This window comes from Lactobacillus sp. (assembly GCF_051873315.1).
Classification (GTDB): Bacteria; Bacillota; Bacilli; order Lactobacillales; family Lactobacillaceae; genus Lactobacillus.
The window spans coordinates 1-18,082 of the sequence record NZ_JBJEES010000160.1 but is presented as its reverse complement, the minus strand read 5'-3'; the positions used below and the strand labels follow the sequence as shown (position 1 = coordinate 18,082).

Sequence of the window (18,082 nt, the reverse complement as noted above, 5' to 3'; positions counted from 1 at the left end):
TAAGGCAACGGTTTTTGGTACCGTCATGCGCTGGTTCGAATCCAGCTAACGCAATTGTTCTAAAGAACACCCAACCCGAAAGAAGAGCTTCTGACTGAGTCAGGAGCTCTTTTTTTGCCAGAGCAAAAGAAAAGCAATTTTTTCCAAGAGAAAATGCTTAAAAATAGATGAAAAAACTTACTTTTCAAGAAAATGTTTTTCTTTCATAAGTAATGATGTACTTTCTTTGCGTAACTTGCTATACTGAAAAGTAAGTTGTTGGTTACTTTTAGTAAGTTTGATAAGTACAAATGCAAGTAAGATTAGATTGGCTAGATTAAGTAAAATTTCGGGAGGCAAAAAATTGCATAAGAAGAGGATCGTGTCAGTAACGCTTTTAGCAACGGCGGCGCTTTTGACGGCCTGCGGACAAAACAAGCAGGCTTCCAGTTCCAAGCAGGTGATGAAGACAGCCGTAACCGGCGAAATCAGCACCCTGGACTCCAGCAAGTACGGGGATACCGTCAGCTCTGAAACCCTGCAGAATTCCATGGAAGGGCTCTACCGCTTCGATAAAAAGGGGCAGGCTCAGCTGGCCGGAGCGGTCAAGGTGACCAAGTCCAAGGACCAGAAGGTCTATACTTTTACTCTTAGAAAAAACGCCAAGTGGTCCAACGGGGACCCAGTGACTGCCCAGGACTACGTTACTGCCTGGCGGCGGACGGTTGACCCCAAGAACGATTCTTTGGACAGCGACAGCTACCAAGTGATCAAGAACGGGACGGCTGTAGCAGCCGGCAAGAAGAAGGTGTCCAGTCTGGGCATCAAGGCCTTGGGCAAGTACAAGCTGCAGGTCACCCTGGAAAACCCGATCCAGTACCTGCCAGACCTTTTAACCGGGGCCCAGTTCTACCCGCAGGACACGAAGATCGTCAAAAAGTACGGGTCCAGCTACGGGACCAGTTCCAGCAAGCTGGTCTACAACGGGCCGTTTACCGTCAGCCAGTGGGATGGGTCCAGCCTCAAGTGGACTTTGAAGAAGAACAAGACTTACTGGAATTCCAAGTCAGTCAGCTTGAGCGCGGTCAAGGTCCAGGTCATCAAGACCACTTCAACCGGCCTCAACCTTTACAAGGGCGGGCAGCTGGATTACGCGCCAGTTGATGCTGACTACGTCAAGCAGTATGAAAAGAATGCCGACTACCACACTAAGACCACGCCGACCAACGGCTACATGGTTTTCAACACCAAGCGCAAGACCACTGGCAATGTCCACGTTCGCCGGGCAATCAGCCTGGGCGTAAACAAGCAGGAATTGGTGAAGACGGTCCTGCACTCAGGCAAGGCTGCCCAAGGTCTGGTCGCCAGCGACTTCATCTACGATGAAAACGGCAAGGACTACCGAACCAGTGCCGGCAAGCTGATGACTTACAATCTGAAGCAGGCCCAAAAGGAATGGGCTTTGGCTAAAAAGCAGCTGGGCAAATCTAAGATCACCATCGAACTGTTGACCAGTGACATGGACGCGTCTAAGCGGGTGGGCGAATACCTGCAGAGCAACTTGATGAAGAACCTGCCGGGCTTGACTGTTAAATTGCGGTCGATTCCGCTGAAGTCCCGCCTGGCTGACACGACCAAGCACAACTTCGACATGGTTTACGGGACTTGGCAGCCAAGCTTCCAGGACCCGATCGACTACTTGACCATCGGTGGCCTCTTCAACCTGGAAAGTGACTACAAGAACAGCACTTTCTGGAAGGAAATCAAGCAGGCAAGGAGCACTTACGCCACCCAGCCGGCCAAGCGGCAGGCCAGCTTGATCGCTGCTGAAAAGCAATTGATCCAAAAGGATGCTTTCGCGGCACCGCTCTACCAAGCCGGGGTTTCCTACCTGCTTAAGTCCAAGGTGACCGGCTTCCGCCTGTCTCCTTACGGGACTGTTGCCTACTACTGGGATGTCAAGATTAAGTAAAACAAGTTTTAAACCGGTAAAAGCTGCCAGTTTCTTTCAGTAAGGAAGAAACTGACGGCTTTTTTGCGAAAAAAGAAGCATTCTTCAACTATTTTGCCTGTATAGCGGGTACAATAGTATTTAGTTTTTTGACCAGGAGGCGGACATGAGCAAATACATCAAAGTTGGCAGCGGCGGCGGTGAAGTGACCTGGCACCGGGCCATGCTCGACATGGAGCCGGGGGACTATCTGCTGCTGGAGCCCGGCTATTACGTTTGGCCCCGGGGCCGGCTATTAGAAGACGTGACCATCAAGGGCCTGGGGGCCAGCCCGGAAGACACCCGGATCCGCAGCTTTTTCTCCATCGGTGAAAACAGCTCCCGGGTGGTTTTTGAAAACTTGACCCTGGAACCTTATGGGGACGTAAACACCCTGGATTTGCCGGAAGAGACCAACAGCTACTTGATCCTGCGCGGCTGCGTCTTGACCGGGACCGGCAGCAAGACGACCACGATTTCCATCAACGGCCAGGACACGGTGGAGATGTACTCCTGCCGCCTGCTCAACGGGACCCTGTCCTTTTTTGAAAAAGCCAATTTCCGCCTGGAAATGGCGGACTGCCTGCTGGACTATGAGTCAGAAAAATTCGGGACCATCTCTTTGGAAGGAACCGGGACGGCCATCATCAATAATTCCGAGATCCGGGGGACGGTCAACAGCTTTGATTCCAGCAATATCGAACTGAACATCAATAACTCAGCTATTGGTAACCTCAACTTAGGTGGCAAGAGCTGGGTCAACGTTTACGCCTGCCGCTTTATCAACCGGGACTACAGCCTTTATGCCCGGGGTGAATGCTGGCTGAACATCCTGGAGAGCCAAATGCCAAGCCAATTGGCGATTGAAGACCACTGCCACTTGCTAATGCAGAACAGTCAGCTCTATAATTTCCAGGCGCGGGGGGAGAGCCAGAGCTTTTTGTCCAATGTCCAGATCGCGGCCGCGGCCAGCCTGGAAGGAAAAAGCTTCATGGAGGGGAGTTTAGTGACCTTCTCAGGCAACGGCGACTACCCTTACTTTATCTTCCTGGTCGACCAGGCGGTATTGAAGGGGCGGAACCTGCAATTTGACCCGCAAAACTGGCCGGTTTTGGTAGACAATGATGCCCGCTTAGTGGCCAACGCCCTTTACTACCAGGGGGCGCCACTGGAAATCAAGTGTGAGCATCCGGAAAACATCTCTTTGCTGGGGATCAAGTGGACTGAACGGAAGGAATAGAAAGGAGCCACCATGCGCTTAATCAAAGTAAGCCAGGACCCCCGGGACTTGTCCTGGGAGCAGGCTTTAGACCAGCTGGAAGACGATGACGTGCTCATGCTGGCTCCCGGCTTTTATGAAATTCCTTTTGGGCAAAAGCTGAACAACATCGTGATCAAGGGGACGGGGACAGCGCCAGATATGACGGTCCTGGTTGGTCAAGTCGTCCTGTCTGGCCGCTATTTGACCCTGGAAAACCTGGCCGTCAAGACCAAGGCAATTGCCGGGGCCCTGGTTAGAGTTTATGTAGGCGAAAATGCTCCTTACTTGACCCTGCGCGGCTGCCGGCTGGAAGCGCCAGAAGGAGAAGGGAGCACGGCCCTCATGACTCTGGGTCCGGTTTGGTTGGAACTTTACTCCTGTCAAGTTAGGGGAAAAATCCGCCTGGTTGGCGGAGAAGAGCAGCATGTCCAGATTTCGGGAAGTGAAATCAAGGCAGCTCCGGCTGCTTTTACCGGCGATGGCTTTGGTCCCTTGGTCATCAGCCAGTCTCAAATCAAGGGAGAATTTGTCCTGGAGGAAAATTCGGCTTATGAAGGCCATTTTGACCAGACGGCTTTTGACCAGGTGACCAGCCTGGGAAAAAACAACGGTCTTTACTTCACCGAATCTACCATGTCTTTAACTCTGAAAAATGGCCAGGCTGACCTTTTGAACTGTGACTTGCAGGGGACGGCTCTTTTGGAAAAAGCCAATTCCGCCGCTTTCCAAAACTGCACTTTTAAGCAATTTAAGCAGGTCAGCGGGAGCAGCAACTTAACCAACTGTCACTTGGTGGCAGGAGAAATTGAAGGCCAGGGCAAGGCTGTTTTTTGCCGGCCACACTTTTCCTGCAGCGAAGGCACTTGGCTTAGTTTAAGCGGCGCGAGCCAGGTTCGCCTGCAGGATGCCCTCTTAAACGTGGCAGGCAGCCACTTGCGGTTAGCCGACAAAGCCGGGATCTTGGGCAATGTTTTGGAGAGCGACCAGGAACAGCTGCTGGTCAAGCAGACTGGCCAGGGCAAGGTAAAATTGACAGGAATTAAATGTAAACTTGTCTAAAGACCGCCTTTTGCTATAAAATTTAATTAAGATCTAAGCTGGATGATTCTGTGGGGGGGAAAACGATGCAAGAACCAATGTACATCAAAATTCACAATCAGCTGCGCCGGGATATTGAAAACCATGTCTACCAGGTGGGGGACCGGATTCCAGCTGAACGACAGCTGGCTGAGCAGTTCAAGGTGTCGCGGATGACCCTGCGCCAGGCCATCAAAACCCTGGAAGAAGAGGGGATTCTGGAAAGGCGGCTGGGCAGCGGGACCTATGTGGCCAGTCAGAAGGTTCAGGAAAAAATGTCCGGGATCATGTCCTTTACCGAAATTACCCGGGCCAACGGGCAGACTCCGTCCAGCAAGCTGGTTTCTTACAAGATCACCCAGCCTTCCCTGTCGGAAAAAGAACGCCTGGCTCTGGAAGGCAGCGACAAGGTCCTGCGCATGGAGCGGATTCGCTATGCCGACCAGGTGCCGATCTGCCATGAAATCGTGACGGTGCCGGAAGACCTGATCGCGCCTTTTGCCAAGGATGACGTGTCAAGCCACCTTTACCAGACCTTGGAAAAGCAGGGGGGCTACCAGATCGGGGATGCAACTGAGTACATCTCAGCCGCTGTTGCCAATGAGCAGGAGGCCCGCCTGCTCAACTGCCGCCGGGGCGAGGCCTTGATCACCCGCCGGCAGGTCACCAAGCTGGTCGATGGCCGGCCTTTTGAATACACGCGGGCTTCATACGTGGGTGAGCGCTTCGAATTTACTTTCAGCAAATAGCCAGCTATAAATAAGCGAATGACAAAGAGGCAGGAATCAAACCTGCCTCTTTTTCCTTCCTTTAAAAAAGGGCAAAAGATGGAACTTGCTTTTGGCGGCAGGGGGCGAATTTGCTAAAATGGACTTGACACTATTAGCTAATGATTAACGAGGCACTATGAAAAGCATACTATTCCGCCTGTATCTGGCAGTCATGAAATTTTTGGCCCGCTGGCAAAAAGAAGATCCCAACACATACGTGATCTTGAATGGGGCCGGCCGGTCGGGATCAAATGGCTACCTCTTTTATAAGTACCTGCGCCGCGAGCACCCGGAAGTCACGGCCTACTTGATCGAACCCTGGCCGTCTTCGCACCTGCCTTGGTCGGACTGGCAAAAAATCGGCCGGGCCAAGTACGTCTTGACCACCCACCAGCCCTTCAAGGTCCGGAAAAGCCAGGTCAACCTGGCTCTCTGGCACGGGATTCCTCTAAAGCGGATGGGGACCATGGCCAACAATACCCAGCGCCGGGACAACCAGAGAAACGAAAAGCTCTGGCACAAGACGGCCGACCTGGTCACCTCCAGTTCTGAGCTCTACGAAAGTCTGATGAGCGCCTGCATGGGGATTGAAGGTCCCCGTTATGTCCAGCTGGGTTTCCCCAGAATCGATTCCCTGCTCAAGTCCCCTTATAAAAAGGACCAGCTCCTGGCTGACTTTTTCTCCTGCCAGGACCCGGAGGCTCAAGTGGGGATCTATGTGCCAACCTTCCGCTATGAATTAGAAGACCCGGAAGTGATGAAGCGGATTAAGGCAGGGAACTTTTTTGCCTTCAGCGACTTTGACCTGGCCGCTTTAGACCAGGCCCTGGCTGCTAGAAAGCAGTACCTCCTGGTCAAGCTCCACCCTTGGGAAATGAAGCTCTTTAGCGACTTTCACTTAGAAGCCAAGCACGTGGCTTTTTTGAACAATTCTGATCTTCTGGCCAAAAAATTGGATCTCTACGAAATCCTGGGGGCAACCGACTTCTTAATGACCGACTTCTCCTCGATCTACTTTGACTACCTCCACTTGGACAAGCCGCTGATTTTCATCACCAACTACCTGGCCCAGTACGAAAAGACCCGGGGCTTTTTGCTGGGGCCTTATGAAAAAATCGTCCCTGGTCCCTGCGTAGCCAGCCAGGCTGACCTGGTCAAGCAGCTGGGGGAAGGCGACAAGTATGGTCTTGAACGGAAAAAGTGGCTGGAGCTGAGCGACCAGGCCGACCACGGCCAGGCCTGCCAGACGATTTTTGATTATTTAAGCGGGGTCTGATCCTTGAAAAAAACTTTTCTGAACATCTTCTATAACGCGGTCTACCAGGTCTTCCTGGTCCTGGTGCCCTTGATCACGGTTCCTTACCTGTCCAGAGTCCTGGGCCCGACGACCTACGGGATCTATTCCAGCGTCAACAACACGGTCCAGTTTCTGATGATTTTCTGCGTCCTGTCTTTATCCAATATCGGGGTCAGAAGCATCTCTAAAGCCCGGGCCAAGAGCAAGAGCGGGGAACTGACTCAAGCCTTCTGGGGCCTGTGGTACTTCCAGTTTATCGGCGGGGCAGTCACCATCGTTTTAACAGTCTTGACCTGTCTGGTCCTCAAGGTCCGCTACTGGAACTACTTCTTGCTGATGCTGCCGTACTTAATTTCAGCTCAGTTTGACATCTCCTGGTTCTTCCAGGGCCTGGCGGATTTTGGCCGGGTGGTTCTTAGAAACACTATCGTCAAGATTGTCAGCGTGGTCTTTATCTTGCTTTTGATCAAAAGTCCGGCTGACTTGTGGAAGTATTTCTTGATCATGTCCATTTCCACCATGCTGGGTTCTTTTGTCTTCTGGTTCAGCATCGGCAAGTATGTCGGCCGGCCAGTCAAGCACTTTTACCATTTCGCGGAAACCCGCCGGGCCATCATGACCTTGATGATTCCCCAGATCGCGACCCAAATTTACACTTCCTTGGACAAGCCCCTTTTGGGCCTCTTCCAAAATACGGCCCAGGTCTCTTACTATGACAACTCCCAGCGGATTTCCAACATGATCCTGGGGGTCATCACCAGTATTTCCCTGGTAATAATGCCGCAGATGGCGGTCCAGGGGAAGGAAACCCAGAAGAAGGTCTTGAAGAAGTCCCTAGAAGCCACGACTATGCTGGGAACCATGTTTGCCGTGGTGGTTATGGCCAATACCAAGGAATTCGTGCCCTTTTTCTTCGGGAAAAAATATATCCCGATGACTCCCTTGATGTTCTTCTTTACCTTGACCATCATTTTGATCCCCATGGGCGGGGTCTTCGCCAACCAGTTTGCCCTGGCCAACAAGCGGGACAAGGACTATGCCATTCCGGTTACGATCGGGGCGGTCCTGGAGCTGGTCTTCAGCTACTTTTTGGACCGGCCTTTCGGGGCAGCGGGCGCCATGGTGGCGATCCTCTTGACCGAAGCAGTCGTTCTCTTTCTTCGTTGCTGGATCGTGCGGGACGGCTATGACTTCAAGGAAACTTTCAGTGATGTGCCCAAGTGCTTCTTGGCCATGGGGATCAGCCTGGCGGCAGGGATGCTGTGGCCTTGGCAGATTCCAAGTGCTTTTATCAACATGACGGTCAAGTCCCTGGCCATTATGGCCCTTTACCTGGTCATCCTCTGGCTCTTGAAGTTTGACTTGAACGAAGACTTGGTTACGATTGTCAAAAAGCGCTTGAAAAAATAGCTATTAATAAGGAAGAAATTAGCAAAAATAAACAAAGAAAGCGTGTGAGCATGGTAAAAATCAACATTTTGGGCGTTGGCTTCGACAAGTACAGCTTGGCGGAATTTGAAGCCCGTTTTTTGGACCGCTTGCGGAAAAAAGAATCCACCCTGGTGGTCACGGCCAACCCGGAAATCGTCATGGCCGCTAAAGAAGACCCGGAATACAGGGAAATCATCAACAATGTAGCTGACTACGTGACGGCTGACGGGATCGGCATCATCAAAGGGGCCAAGATGCTGGGGCTGAAATTGCCAGAGAGAGTAACCGGCTACGACCTCTTTTGCTGGTATCTGCAAATTGCCAATGAAGACCACTTGCGGGTCTACCTGATTGGGGCCAAGCCAGCCGTGATCGCCGCCGTTAAGGAAAAAATCGCCAAGGATTACCCGAATATCGACTTAGTTGGCGCTGAAGATGGTTACTCCAAAGACGCCCTGCCGGAAATTGCCAGCCGGATCGCCCAAACCAGGCCCGACCTGGTCTTCGCGGCCCTGGGCTTTCCCAAGCAGGAGAAGCTTCTGGCCATCTTGCGCCAGCAAAACTTGCCAGCCAGCATGATGGGGGTGGGCGGCAGCTTTGACGTCTTCGCCGGTGCCGTCAAGCGGGCACCCAAGGTCTTCCAGGATGCCCACTTGGAATGGTTCTACCGCCTCTTGAAGGAACCAAGCCGGATCGGCCGAATGATGGTTTTGCCAAAATTCGTCGTGGAAGTTAAAAAGAGCAAGAAGCAGGACAAGCAATAATGAAAGTACTGCACATCAACGCCGGCCTGGAAAGCGGGGGCGGGCTGACTCATATCGTGAACCTGCTCTCCCAGGCCAAAAGAGCCGGGCAGGATTTTGACCTTCTGACCTTCGCTGAAGGACCGGTTGCCCAGGCTGCCCGGGAAAAAGGAATCAAGACCATCGTTTTAGGTGGATCCAGCCGCTACGACCTGGCCCTGCTCAAGCGGCTGAAAAAGACAATCAAGGATGGACATTACGACCTGGTCCACAGTCACGGAGCCCGGGCCAACCTTTTTGTCAGCTTGATCAAGTCTTCCTTGCCTTGTCCCTGGCTGATCACCGTTCACTCAGATCCCGCGATCGATTTTGAAGGGCGGGGAATCGCGGGGAAAATTTTTACCAAGCTGAACCTGCGGGCGATCAAGCAGGCTGATGGGGTCTTCGCCATTACTCCCCGTTTTGAAAAAATCCTGCTGAATTACGGAGTAAAGCCAAGCCGGATTCACGTCATCTACAATGGAATCAATTTTAGGGACAATAAAAATGTACTGGCCAAGGAAGACCATGCCGGCTTCAACATCATCAATGTTGGCCGCCTGGAAAAGGTCAAGGGGCAAGATCTCTTGCTCAAGGCTTTTAAAGCAGCCGATTTGCCGCAAGCTCACCTCTATATTGCCGGCAGCGGCAGCCAGGAAGCAGATTTGAAAAAACTCTGCCAGGACTTGGCCTTAACAGACCAAGTAACCTTTACCGGCTTTTTGACCCAGGAAGAATTAAGGCAGCTCTACCGGAAGATGGACCTGGCCGTCTTGTCTTCTTACTCAGAAAGCTTCCCCCTGGTCTTGCTGGAAGCAGCCGACAACCTGGTCTCGCTTTTATCCACTGACGTGGGCGGGGCCAGGGAACTGATTCCAGAAGGAAAAGGCTGGGTCGTGCCGGTCAAAGAAGAAAAAGCCATGGCCGATCAGTTAAAAGCAATCGCGGCTTTGCCAAAAGAAGAACTGGCAGCAATTGCTCAAGCGGAAAAAGCCTATGCCAGCCAGCATTTTTCCCTAGACCGGCAACTGGCTGACGTTCTGGCCGGCTACCAGGCCTGCCTGCAAGGAGAAAAAGAATGATTCCCAAAATTATCCACTATGTCTGGGTCGGCGGCAATCCCAAGTCCAAGACCATCCAGACCTGTCTGGCCTCTTGGCGAAAGCGCCTGCCGGACTACGAAATCATCGAATGGAACGAAGATAAGCTGGACCTTGATGCCAACCGCTACGTTAAGCAGGCCTACCAGGCCAAGAAGTGGGCCTTTGTTTCTGACTATGTCCGGGCCAAGGCCCTCTATGAAATGGGCGGGATCTACCTGGACACCGACGTCATGGTCTTAAAAGATTTTGACGACTTGCTAAATGACCGGGCTTTTATCGGCTTTGAAAATAATGACTACCTGTCAGCCGCAATTATCGCGGCGGAGAAGGGTCATCCTTTTATGGCTGACATCCTGCACTATTATGATGACCTGGATTTTGCCTTTGACCAAAATGACCAGCTGGCCGGGGTCAACTCCCTGTCAGTCACGGAAATTCTCAAAGAAAAGTACGGCCTTAAGACCGGCAACCAAGAGCAAGTATTAAAGGAAGGAATCCATGTTTACCCGGACGGGATCCTTTGCAATCCTTCGCCTCAGTCCCGGTCCATTCACCTTTTTACCGGGACCTGGCTGGAAGGAAAAAATTCCTGGAAGCACGACCTGGTTACCTTTTTGAAATTACATATCCGTAGTCAAAAAGCTGCGAAAATTTACTATCAGCTCTTCAGACGCTAATTTTTTAAAGAATCTCGTGAAAATACATTTCTGAAAACAAGGACTGCATTTTTTGAGTATAATTAAAAGGTAGAAAACACAAAGTAGAAGATTGCGAGGCAGCAAATGAGAGAGTTGCAAAAGAAAATTGTCGAATATGAACACGTTTTGCCGGAAATCGATCCCCAGGAAGAAATCCGCAAGACGGTTGACTTCTTAAAGGGTTACTTGAAGGCTAACCCCTTCTTGAAGTCATATGTTTTGGGTATTTCCGGTGGCCAGGACTCAACCTTGACTGGGAAGCTGACCCAGATGGCAATTTCCGAAATGCGGGAAGAAACCGGCGATGACAGCTACAAGTTCATCGCCGTCCGCCTGCCATACGGCGTCCAGGCTGATGCCGCTGATGCCGCTGATGCGGTAGCCTTCATCAAGCCGGACGTGGACTTGATCGAAAACATCAAGCCAGCCACTGATGCCATGGTGGCAACTTTGAAGGAAACGGGCGTGGAAATGACCGACTTTAACAAGGGCAACATCAAGGCCCGGCAAAGAATGGTCATGCAGTATGCCATTGCCGGGGCCAACCAGGGCGCGGTTGTGGGTACTGACCACGCGGCCGAAAACTTCTCTGGTTTCTACACCAAGTACGGTGACGGCGCGGCAGACCTTACTCCGCTCTTCCGTTTGGACAAGCGGCAGGGCAAGCAGCTTCTGGCTGCCTTGGGCTGCCCGGAACACCTTTACTTGAAGGCCCCAACGGCCGACCTGGAAGAAGAAAAGCCATCCTTGCCAGATGAAGTTGCCTTGGGCGTGACCTATGATGAAATCGATGACTACCTGGAAGGCCGGGAAGTCAGCGACAAGGCAGCTGAAAGAATCGAAGAATTGTGGACTAAGAGCGAGCACAAGCGCCATTTGCCGGTCACGATTTTTGACGATTATTACAAAAAATAGCGGCGAATTTGGTAAATTACTTGTTTCAAGCGCCAATTTTTGCTATATTAATCATGTCATAAGGGAGTAACGGCAAGCATAGCTTGCGACAAGCCCAACAGCCGGGAGCCGCGTTGGTTTCCTGGGCTTGTCTTAATTAGTGAGACTTATGTGCTTTTGTAAAGGGGCACGTAAGTCTCTTTTCTTTTTTGAAGGAGGAAAATACTGTGGCTAAGAAGTATTACAGCCAGGACATCCCAGGCACTTTAGCCGAGTTTGACTCGGACGCCAACCACGGGATCAGTTCGGCTGAAGCCAAGAAGCGGCTGGACCAATACGGCCCGAACGCTTTGGCCGGCAAGAAGAAACGTTCAATGTTTGCCCGCTTCATGGACCAGTTCAAGGACTTGATGATCATCGTCCTGCTGGTTGCCGCTGTCTTGTCCGGGGTAGTTGCCCAGGAATGGACTGACGCGGGGATTATTTTGGTAGTCGTGCTTTTGAACGCGATCTTGGGCGTGATCCAGGAAGCTCGCTCAGAAGCAGCGATTGAAGCCTTGAAGGACATGTCCACACCGAGCGCCAAGGTGCGCCGGGACGGAGCGGTAGTTGAAGTTCCGTCAACGGAAATCGTGCCCGGTGACGTGGTCTTGCTGGAAGCCGGCGACGTGGTCCCGGCCGACCTGCGTCTTTTGGTAGCGGAAAGCTTGAAGATTGAAGAAGCTGCCTTGACCGGGGAATCAGTTCCGGTGGAAAAGAGTAATGAAACCCTGCAAGGGGAGGACATTGCCCTGGGTGACCGGATCAACATGGCTTACTCCAGCACCAACGTGACCTACGGGCGCGGGGAAGGTGTAGTTGTCGCTACGGGGATGAACACGGAAGTCGGCAACATCGCCAAGATGCTGAACGAAGCTGATGAAACTGACACTCCTCTTAAGCAGAACTTGAACCAGCTGGGCAAGACCTTGACCTACATGATCCTGGCCATCTGTGTGGTTGTCTTCATTATCGGGGTTATCCGGAACCCGCAGCATGAACCGATGAATGCTTTGCTGATCGATATGTTCTTGACGGCGGTTTCCCTGGCGGTTGCCGCTATTCCGGAAGGGCTGCCGGCGATTGTGACGATCATTTTGGCTCTGGGTACCCAGACCATGGCTGATCACAAGGCCATCGTCAGAAAGCTGCCAGCCGTTGAAACCCTGGGGGCAACGGATATCATTGCTTCTGACAAGACTGGTACCTTGACCCAGAACCGGATGACGGTGGAAAAGGTCTACTACGACGGGATCCTGCATGATGCCAGCGACGACATCGACTTGACCAACCAGGCCATGATCACCATGCTTTTGGCCAACGACACCAAGATTCAGGACGGCGGGGAGCTCTTGGGTGACCCGACTGAAACTGCCTTGGTGCAATATGGCTTCCACAAGGACCTGCCAGTGAGCGACTTTTTGGCAGAACACCCGCGGGTAGCGGAAGTGCCATTTGACTCTGACCGGAAGCTGATGAGTACGGTCAACAAGTATGACGGCCAGTTCATGGTTGCCGTCAAGGGCGCGCCGGACATGCTTTTGGAAAGAGTCAAGTATGTCAACATCAACGGCGAGCTGAGCGAAATCAGCGCTGAACAAAAGCAGGCTATCTTAGCAAGCAACAACGAAATGGCCAAGCAGGCCCTCCGGGTTCTGGCCATGGCTTACAAGGTTGTTGCTGAGCCATACGCTGATCCGACGACTGACAATGTTGAACAAGATCTGATCTTTGCCGGTTTGGTCGGCATGATCGACCCAGAGCGGCCGGAAGCCAAGGACGCGATCGCGGAAGCTCACCGGGCCGGGATCAGAACGATCATGATTACTGGTGACCACCAAGTTACGGCGCAGGCGATTGCCGAACGGCTGGGACTGGTTGAAAAGGGCCGTGACGATGCCGTGATTACCGGGGCGCAATTGGACAAGCTGAGCGACGACTACTTCACCAAGCATGTCGGTGACTACAGCGTTTATGCCCGGGTTTCACCAGAACACAAGGTTAGAATCGTGAAGGCCTGGCAGGCAAATGGCAAGATCGTGGCCATGACCGGTGACGGGGTCAACGACGCGCCGAGTCTGAAGCAGGCCGACATCGGGGTCGGCATGGGGATTACCGGTACGGAAGTCTCCAAAGGCGCGGCCGACATGGTTCTGGCTGACGACAACTTCGCGACGATCGTGGAAGCGGTCAAGCAAGGGCGGAAGGTCTTCGCCAACATTCAGAAGGCAATTCTGTACCTGATGAGCTGCAACGTCGGCGAAGTATTGACGGTCTTCTTGATGACTTTGCTGGGCTGGGATGTTTTGAAGCCAGTGCAGCTTTTGTGGATCAACTTGGTAACTGACACCCTGCCGGCTATTGCCTTGGGTGTTGAACCGATTGAAAAGGGGATCATGAACAAGAAGCCGCGGGGGAAGAATTCCAACTTCTTCTCAGGTGGCGTGGCCAGCTCGATTATCTACCAGGGGATCCTGGAAGGTGTTCTGGTCTTGACCGCTTATGGTTTGGGTCTGCACGTTTTGCCGCGGGGGACCAACCCGCATGAAGACGCGTTGACCATGGCTTTCCTCACTTTGGGTCTGATCCAGCTCTTCCACGCGGTCAACTCTAAGTACGTGAAGCAGTCAATCTTCCAAAAGAGCACTTTTGCCAACAAGTGGTTCAATGGCGCGATTATTCTGTCGGCTTTGATTATGGCGGCAGTTGAATTGCCATTCTTGACCAGAGTCTTTGCAGTTTCAGAATTGCACCTGGATCAATGGCTGACTGTGCTGGGGATGGGCGTTTTGATGATCGTGATCGTCGAAATCGTTAAGTTCTTTGAGAGAAAAGCTGATCAACGGAATAGCTAAAAAGTTAAATAAGAAGCCTGGACGAAAGTCCAGGCTTTTTTGCGTGGAAAAACAAGAAGGCGAGGAAGGTAAAATAAGCTGATGTAAGAAGAAAAGATATAAGGAAATAGATATATGAATTCAAAGGCAAACGCCTTGAAATGGCGAGGATGATAGCCCTTTTATAATGTGTGAACTGGCTATAAAAACGAAAAAAGCAGCTTAAAATGGAAAAATACGGATTTTAAAAGGGAAAGTATTGACTACACTTTGAAGTAGACTATAATTCAAGGTGTAAAGCTCATTTTTTCACGAGTGCGGCAGTGTAAAACAATGGAGGAGAGAAAAATGTTAACCAGGACGAAAAAAATATATGTAGGAGTTGTGGCTGTCTACTTGTTGATTATTATTGGTCAGTTAGCATATGCGATACATGGCAACCTTCCAACTTTGAAAAGCAACTCCTATGGCTTTGATTATATGTTTAATTCGGTTCAGCCTGAAGGCGTCGAAGAAACGATGGCTGGGAACATTGCCGTTTATTTATTACTTCCTATTGTGGGTTCAGCTCTAGCAATCTATATCAAGAATAATCACGAACTCTATAGTGTGATCGGTAGAACTGGCTGGAAAAAAATTTTTCAAAAAAGTTTAAGTTAGGCGTTCATTGGTGCGGCTGGCCTATATTGGTTAGGTTGTCTACTGGAAGCTCCGATATTCAGTATTTTTTACCGCCAATTTGTGTATATGCCCAGAGCGGAAATAATGTTGATGCGAGGAGACGGGTATTTCTCACTCAATAACCTGGCCAACCTGCTAATTAAAGTGTTGCTCTTCGGTATCGGCTGGGGAATTTATGCCGCTTTTATCTTTGCAGTGGCTTTATTTATCAAGAAGACAAGTCTTTGCCTGTTTTTAGGGCCAGTTGTCGGCTATCTCATTTTTCTTCAAGAAAATTTGTCAATTGATGTCGGAGAAACGTTTAGTAATATTTCTAACATCTGGGATATCGTCAATCTGACTAATCCATTGGAAAGATGGGTAGGAGAAAACCAATTCCCCGCAATCTACTATCTGAACTACGTGACGACGGCGGTGTTTTACATCGCGTTGACGGCTGTATTATTAAGACTTTGGTACGTGAAGAATGTTGAGAGAGGATAAGTGTGTTTTTTAACAAGAATAATTTGGTTAAAAAATGCAGGCTATGACACTAAAAAAGTGTCAAAAAGTGAGTATTTATGTTTTTTAGGGAAAAGTATTGACAGAGTGGCGAAGTGTAATATAATCATAAATGTGAACGATATTTTTTGTTCACTGATTTGTATAATAACTGTGCTATATAGAAAGGAGATAAGAAAATGAAACATAAAGTGTTAACCAAAGCTGCTTTATGTGGAATGTTGCTACTGCCATTTGCCAGTGCGGCTGTTGTACAAGCTGCGGGAACTTGGACTATTAGTGCCGAAGATGTGTCATCCTATGGGAGATGGAGCAGTTGGGGAAATCCTAATGTTAAGCAGACTCAATCATCGTATGCTTCATTCAATGGTGACGCACTTCCTGGCTCAAACAGAGTTATTAAGGTGAAGTTGATCAACAATAAGGCTCAAAGAAGATCGAATACGGTCGTTTTAAAGAAAAACAAGACTGTTCATGCAGCTAACAATACTGGATTAAGAGACCGTAAGTATTGGGGAGATGCTCGAACAGAAAAGGATGATCCACATTCAACAAGAGTGAAGTTTCACTTTAGTGCAGATTACAAGTAGCTAATTGGTGTGAGCAAAAGGCGAATGAGTGGAGATGCTCTTTCGCCTTTTTATATTTTGCGAGGAAAATGTTAACTAAAACTAAGAGATTAATCATCACAGGAATTGTTGCGTACCTGTTAATCATAGCAGGGCAAGTGGAGTATGCGATCTATGATAACCTTCCTGTATCAGCAACTGATAATTACGCTTTTAACTACTTGTTCGACACAGTTCAACCTTATGGAACTGATGAAACTATGATTGGCTCCATTGCGATTTTTTTGCTTTTGCCTATTATAGGTTCAGCTTTAGCAATCTACATCAAAAACAATCATGAATTGTACAGTGTGATTGGACGAACAGGTTGGAAAAGCTTCTTTAAAAAGTGCATGGGATATACTTTTTGGGGAGCAACTGGCCTGTACTGGCTAGGATGTTTGCTTGAAATTCTGATGATCAACACTTTTTATCATCCATTCATTTATACAGCGTTTAGCAATGATATTTTGCAAGGTGGGTATGGCTACTTTTCGCTGAACAGCTTGGCGAACTTGCTAATTAAGATCATCCTAAACGGTATTGGTTGGGGAATTTATGCTTTGTTTATTTTGAGCGTGGCTCTTTTTATCAACAAAGTAAGCATAGCTTTGTCTTTGGGGCCGGTTATTGGCTTCGTGATTATTTTGCAAGAAAAATTTGCTCCAGATGTGGGAAGAGTTTTGACCAATATTTCCAATATCTGGGATATTACCAATATCACTAATCCATTGGAAAAGGGAATAGCAGGTTTGCCCACCCCCGCAATCTACTATCTGAATTACGTGACGACGGCGGTTTTTTACATCGCGCTGACGGCTGTATTACTAAGACTTTGGTACTTGAAGAATGTGGAGAGGGGATAGCTTATGTTAAAAGCGCGTTATCAACGTTTAATCGCCTTGACGCTCATTTTGGACTTTGCGGTCAGCTTATGGTGCGGCCTGCAGTTTGCCCTAGACGGCGGGAAGGGTGAAATGCCCATGTACTACCTGAATGCCAACTTGATCAGCCTGTACATCCAGCCAGCCTTGACCGTCATGGCGGCAATTCAAATCCTCTCTTTCCGTTCGGTCCGCCCCCTGCTGGCTCCCCGGGGAAAGATGAACTTTTTTGACCAGCGCCTGGCCCAGCTCTTAGCCTTGGATCTGGCAATCTACCTGTTTTTCTCTATATTTCCATATTTCTTTGGCAAAAATCCGCTCTTTCGCTTTGGATCAGCCCTAACTGGCAGCCTATTGCTTCTGGCCCACTACCTGCTCTTCATTGTCTGCTTCATGCTGGTCCTGTCCTGCATCAAGGCGAAATTTCCGTTTTTTATCATTGTCATCAGCAGCACCTTGCCAATTCTTTATCATTACTGGCTGGAGAAGGCCTGGCTTTTGCCAAAATACGCTAATATTTATGACCCACTCTGGCGGGCCATCCACCACATGTATATACTCTAAGTCGAGGAGGAGTTTGTATGTTAAAAGTGTCACATGTTAAGAAGAGCTTTAAAAAACTGGCCGTTTTAAAGGACATCTCTTTAGAAACCAAAGCGGGTGAACTGGTCCACATCTCCGGTGTCAATGGTTGCGGCAAGTCCACCCTGTTCAAAATCATCGTCGGCCTCTTAAAAGCTGACAGCGGGGAGATTCACACTGACAAGGATGACTACCTCGGTGCCCTGATCGAAAACCCTGGCTTTATCGAATATGAAACTGCCTGGGACAACTTGACCTTTTTAGGTCACTTCAATCACCGCTTCCAGCCCGAAAAGACCCGGGACCTGCTCAAGGCCTTTGACCTGGACCCGGACAACCCGCAAGCCGTTGGCAACTACTCAGTCGGGATGCGGCAGAAGCTTGGGATCACCCAGGCCGTGATGGAAGACCAGAACATCATCCTCTTGGATGAACCAACCCGGGGGATCGACAAGGAAGGGGTCGACCAGTTCGTTAAGCTTCTAGAAGACTTGCGCAGCGAAAACAAGACCGTCATCGTGGCCAGCCACGACGAAATTCCCGGCCTGGTCTACGACCGCCGCTTAAGAATGAAAGACGGGATCTTGCTGGCCGAAGAGTAAAAGTTGGCTTTTTCTGCACTGACCAGCTACAATAATCCCATGATTAATGAACAAGAACTGCACCAGCTG

At 50.0% G+C, this 18,082-nt stretch carries 17 protein-coding genes; all 17 read left to right on the top strand.

The genetic code is table 11. From position 1 onward, the window contains the following. Positions 1–343 precede the first annotated feature (343 nt). Positions 344–1,951 (top strand): peptide ABC transporter substrate-binding protein, encoded by a 1,608-nt coding sequence (locus ACI32D_RS09660; protein ID WP_439776353.1) that lies wholly within the window; start codon positions 344–346, stop codon positions 1,949–1,951. A gap of 145 nt (positions 1,952–2,096) precedes the next feature. After that, positions 2,097–3,209, top strand: a complete 1,113-nt coding sequence (locus ACI32D_RS09655) for a hypothetical protein (RefSeq protein WP_439776352.1) — start codon at positions 2,097–2,099, stop codon at positions 3,207–3,209. Between the two features lie 12 nt (positions 3,210–3,221). Beyond that, positions 3,222–4,289 carry a hypothetical protein gene (locus tag ACI32D_RS09650; protein ID WP_439776351.1) on the top strand — a complete coding sequence of 356 codons (1,068 nt, stop codon included), beginning with the start codon at positions 3,222–3,224 and terminating at the stop codon, positions 4,287–4,289. 65 nt (positions 4,290–4,354) lie between these two features. Next, entirely contained in the window at positions 4,355–5,056 is a 702-nt protein-coding gene (locus ACI32D_RS09645; protein ID WP_439776350.1) for a GntR family transcriptional regulator, read from the top strand. A 157-nt stretch (positions 5,057–5,213) separates the two neighbouring features. Then, entirely contained in the window at positions 5,214–6,353 is a 1,140-nt protein-coding gene (locus ACI32D_RS09640) for a CDP-glycerol glycerophosphotransferase family protein (RefSeq protein WP_439776349.1), read from the top strand. A gap of 3 nt (positions 6,354–6,356) precedes the next feature. After that, a complete protein-coding gene (locus tag ACI32D_RS09635; RefSeq protein WP_439776348.1) occupies positions 6,357–7,784 on the top strand; it encodes an oligosaccharide flippase family protein in 1,428 nt (475 codons plus the stop codon). Positions 7,785–7,834: 50 nt separating this feature from the next. Beyond that, positions 7,835–8,569, top strand: a complete 735-nt coding sequence (locus tag ACI32D_RS09630) for a WecB/TagA/CpsF family glycosyltransferase (protein ID WP_439776347.1) — start codon at positions 7,835–7,837, stop codon at positions 8,567–8,569. Further along, positions 8,569–9,669, top strand: a complete 1,101-nt coding sequence (locus ACI32D_RS09625; RefSeq protein ID WP_439776346.1) for a glycosyltransferase — start codon at positions 8,569–8,571, stop codon at positions 9,667–9,669. The genes ACI32D_RS09630 and ACI32D_RS09625 overlap by 1 nt, the downstream gene beginning before the upstream one ends. Next, entirely contained in the window at positions 9,666–10,367 is a 702-nt protein-coding gene (locus ACI32D_RS09620) for a glycosyltransferase family 32 protein (RefSeq protein ID WP_439776345.1), read from the top strand. The genes ACI32D_RS09625 and ACI32D_RS09620 overlap by 4 nt, the downstream gene beginning before the upstream one ends. Before the next feature lie 105 nt (positions 10,368–10,472). Then, positions 10,473–11,303 carry an ammonia-dependent NAD(+) synthetase gene (gene nadE / locus ACI32D_RS09615; protein ID WP_439776344.1) on the top strand — a complete coding sequence of 277 codons (831 nt, stop codon included), beginning with the start codon at positions 10,473–10,475 and terminating at the stop codon, positions 11,301–11,303. Positions 11,304–11,491: 188 nt separating this feature from the next. Further along, a complete protein-coding gene (locus ACI32D_RS09610) occupies positions 11,492–14,176 on the top strand; it encodes a calcium-translocating P-type ATPase, PMCA-type (RefSeq protein ID WP_439776343.1) in 2,685 nt (894 codons plus the stop codon). Positions 14,177–14,503: 327 nt separating this feature from the next. Then, the gene (locus tag ACI32D_RS09605) at positions 14,504–14,815 is read left to right on the top strand and encodes a hypothetical protein (RefSeq protein ID WP_439776342.1); all 312 of its coding nucleotides are present in this window, start codon (positions 14,504–14,506) and stop codon (positions 14,813–14,815) included. 111 nt (positions 14,816–14,926) lie between these two features. Continuing rightward, complete coding sequence (locus ACI32D_RS09600; RefSeq protein WP_439776341.1) at positions 14,927–15,319, top strand: hypothetical protein; 393 nt, start codon at positions 14,927–14,929, stop codon at positions 15,317–15,319. 197 nt (positions 15,320–15,516) lie between these two features. Beyond that, complete coding sequence (locus ACI32D_RS09595; RefSeq protein WP_439776340.1) at positions 15,517–15,927, top strand: choline-binding protein; 411 nt, start codon at positions 15,517–15,519, stop codon at positions 15,925–15,927. A 68-nt stretch (positions 15,928–15,995) separates the two neighbouring features. Beyond that, the gene (locus tag ACI32D_RS09590; RefSeq protein ID WP_439776339.1) at positions 15,996–16,811 is read left to right on the top strand and encodes a hypothetical protein; all 816 of its coding nucleotides are present in this window, start codon (positions 15,996–15,998) and stop codon (positions 16,809–16,811) included. A gap of 111 nt (positions 16,812–16,922) precedes the next feature. Further along, positions 16,923–17,393 carry a hypothetical protein gene (locus tag ACI32D_RS09585; RefSeq protein ID WP_439776354.1) on the top strand — a complete coding sequence of 157 codons (471 nt, stop codon included), beginning with the start codon at positions 16,923–16,925 and terminating at the stop codon, positions 17,391–17,393. 17 nt (positions 17,394–17,410) lie between these two features. Then, positions 17,411–18,013: an ABC transporter ATP-binding protein gene (locus tag ACI32D_RS09580; RefSeq protein WP_439776338.1), complete on the top strand. Its 603-nt coding sequence runs from the start codon at positions 17,411–17,413 to the stop codon at positions 18,011–18,013. The last annotated feature ends 69 nt before the right edge of the window (positions 18,014–18,082 follow it).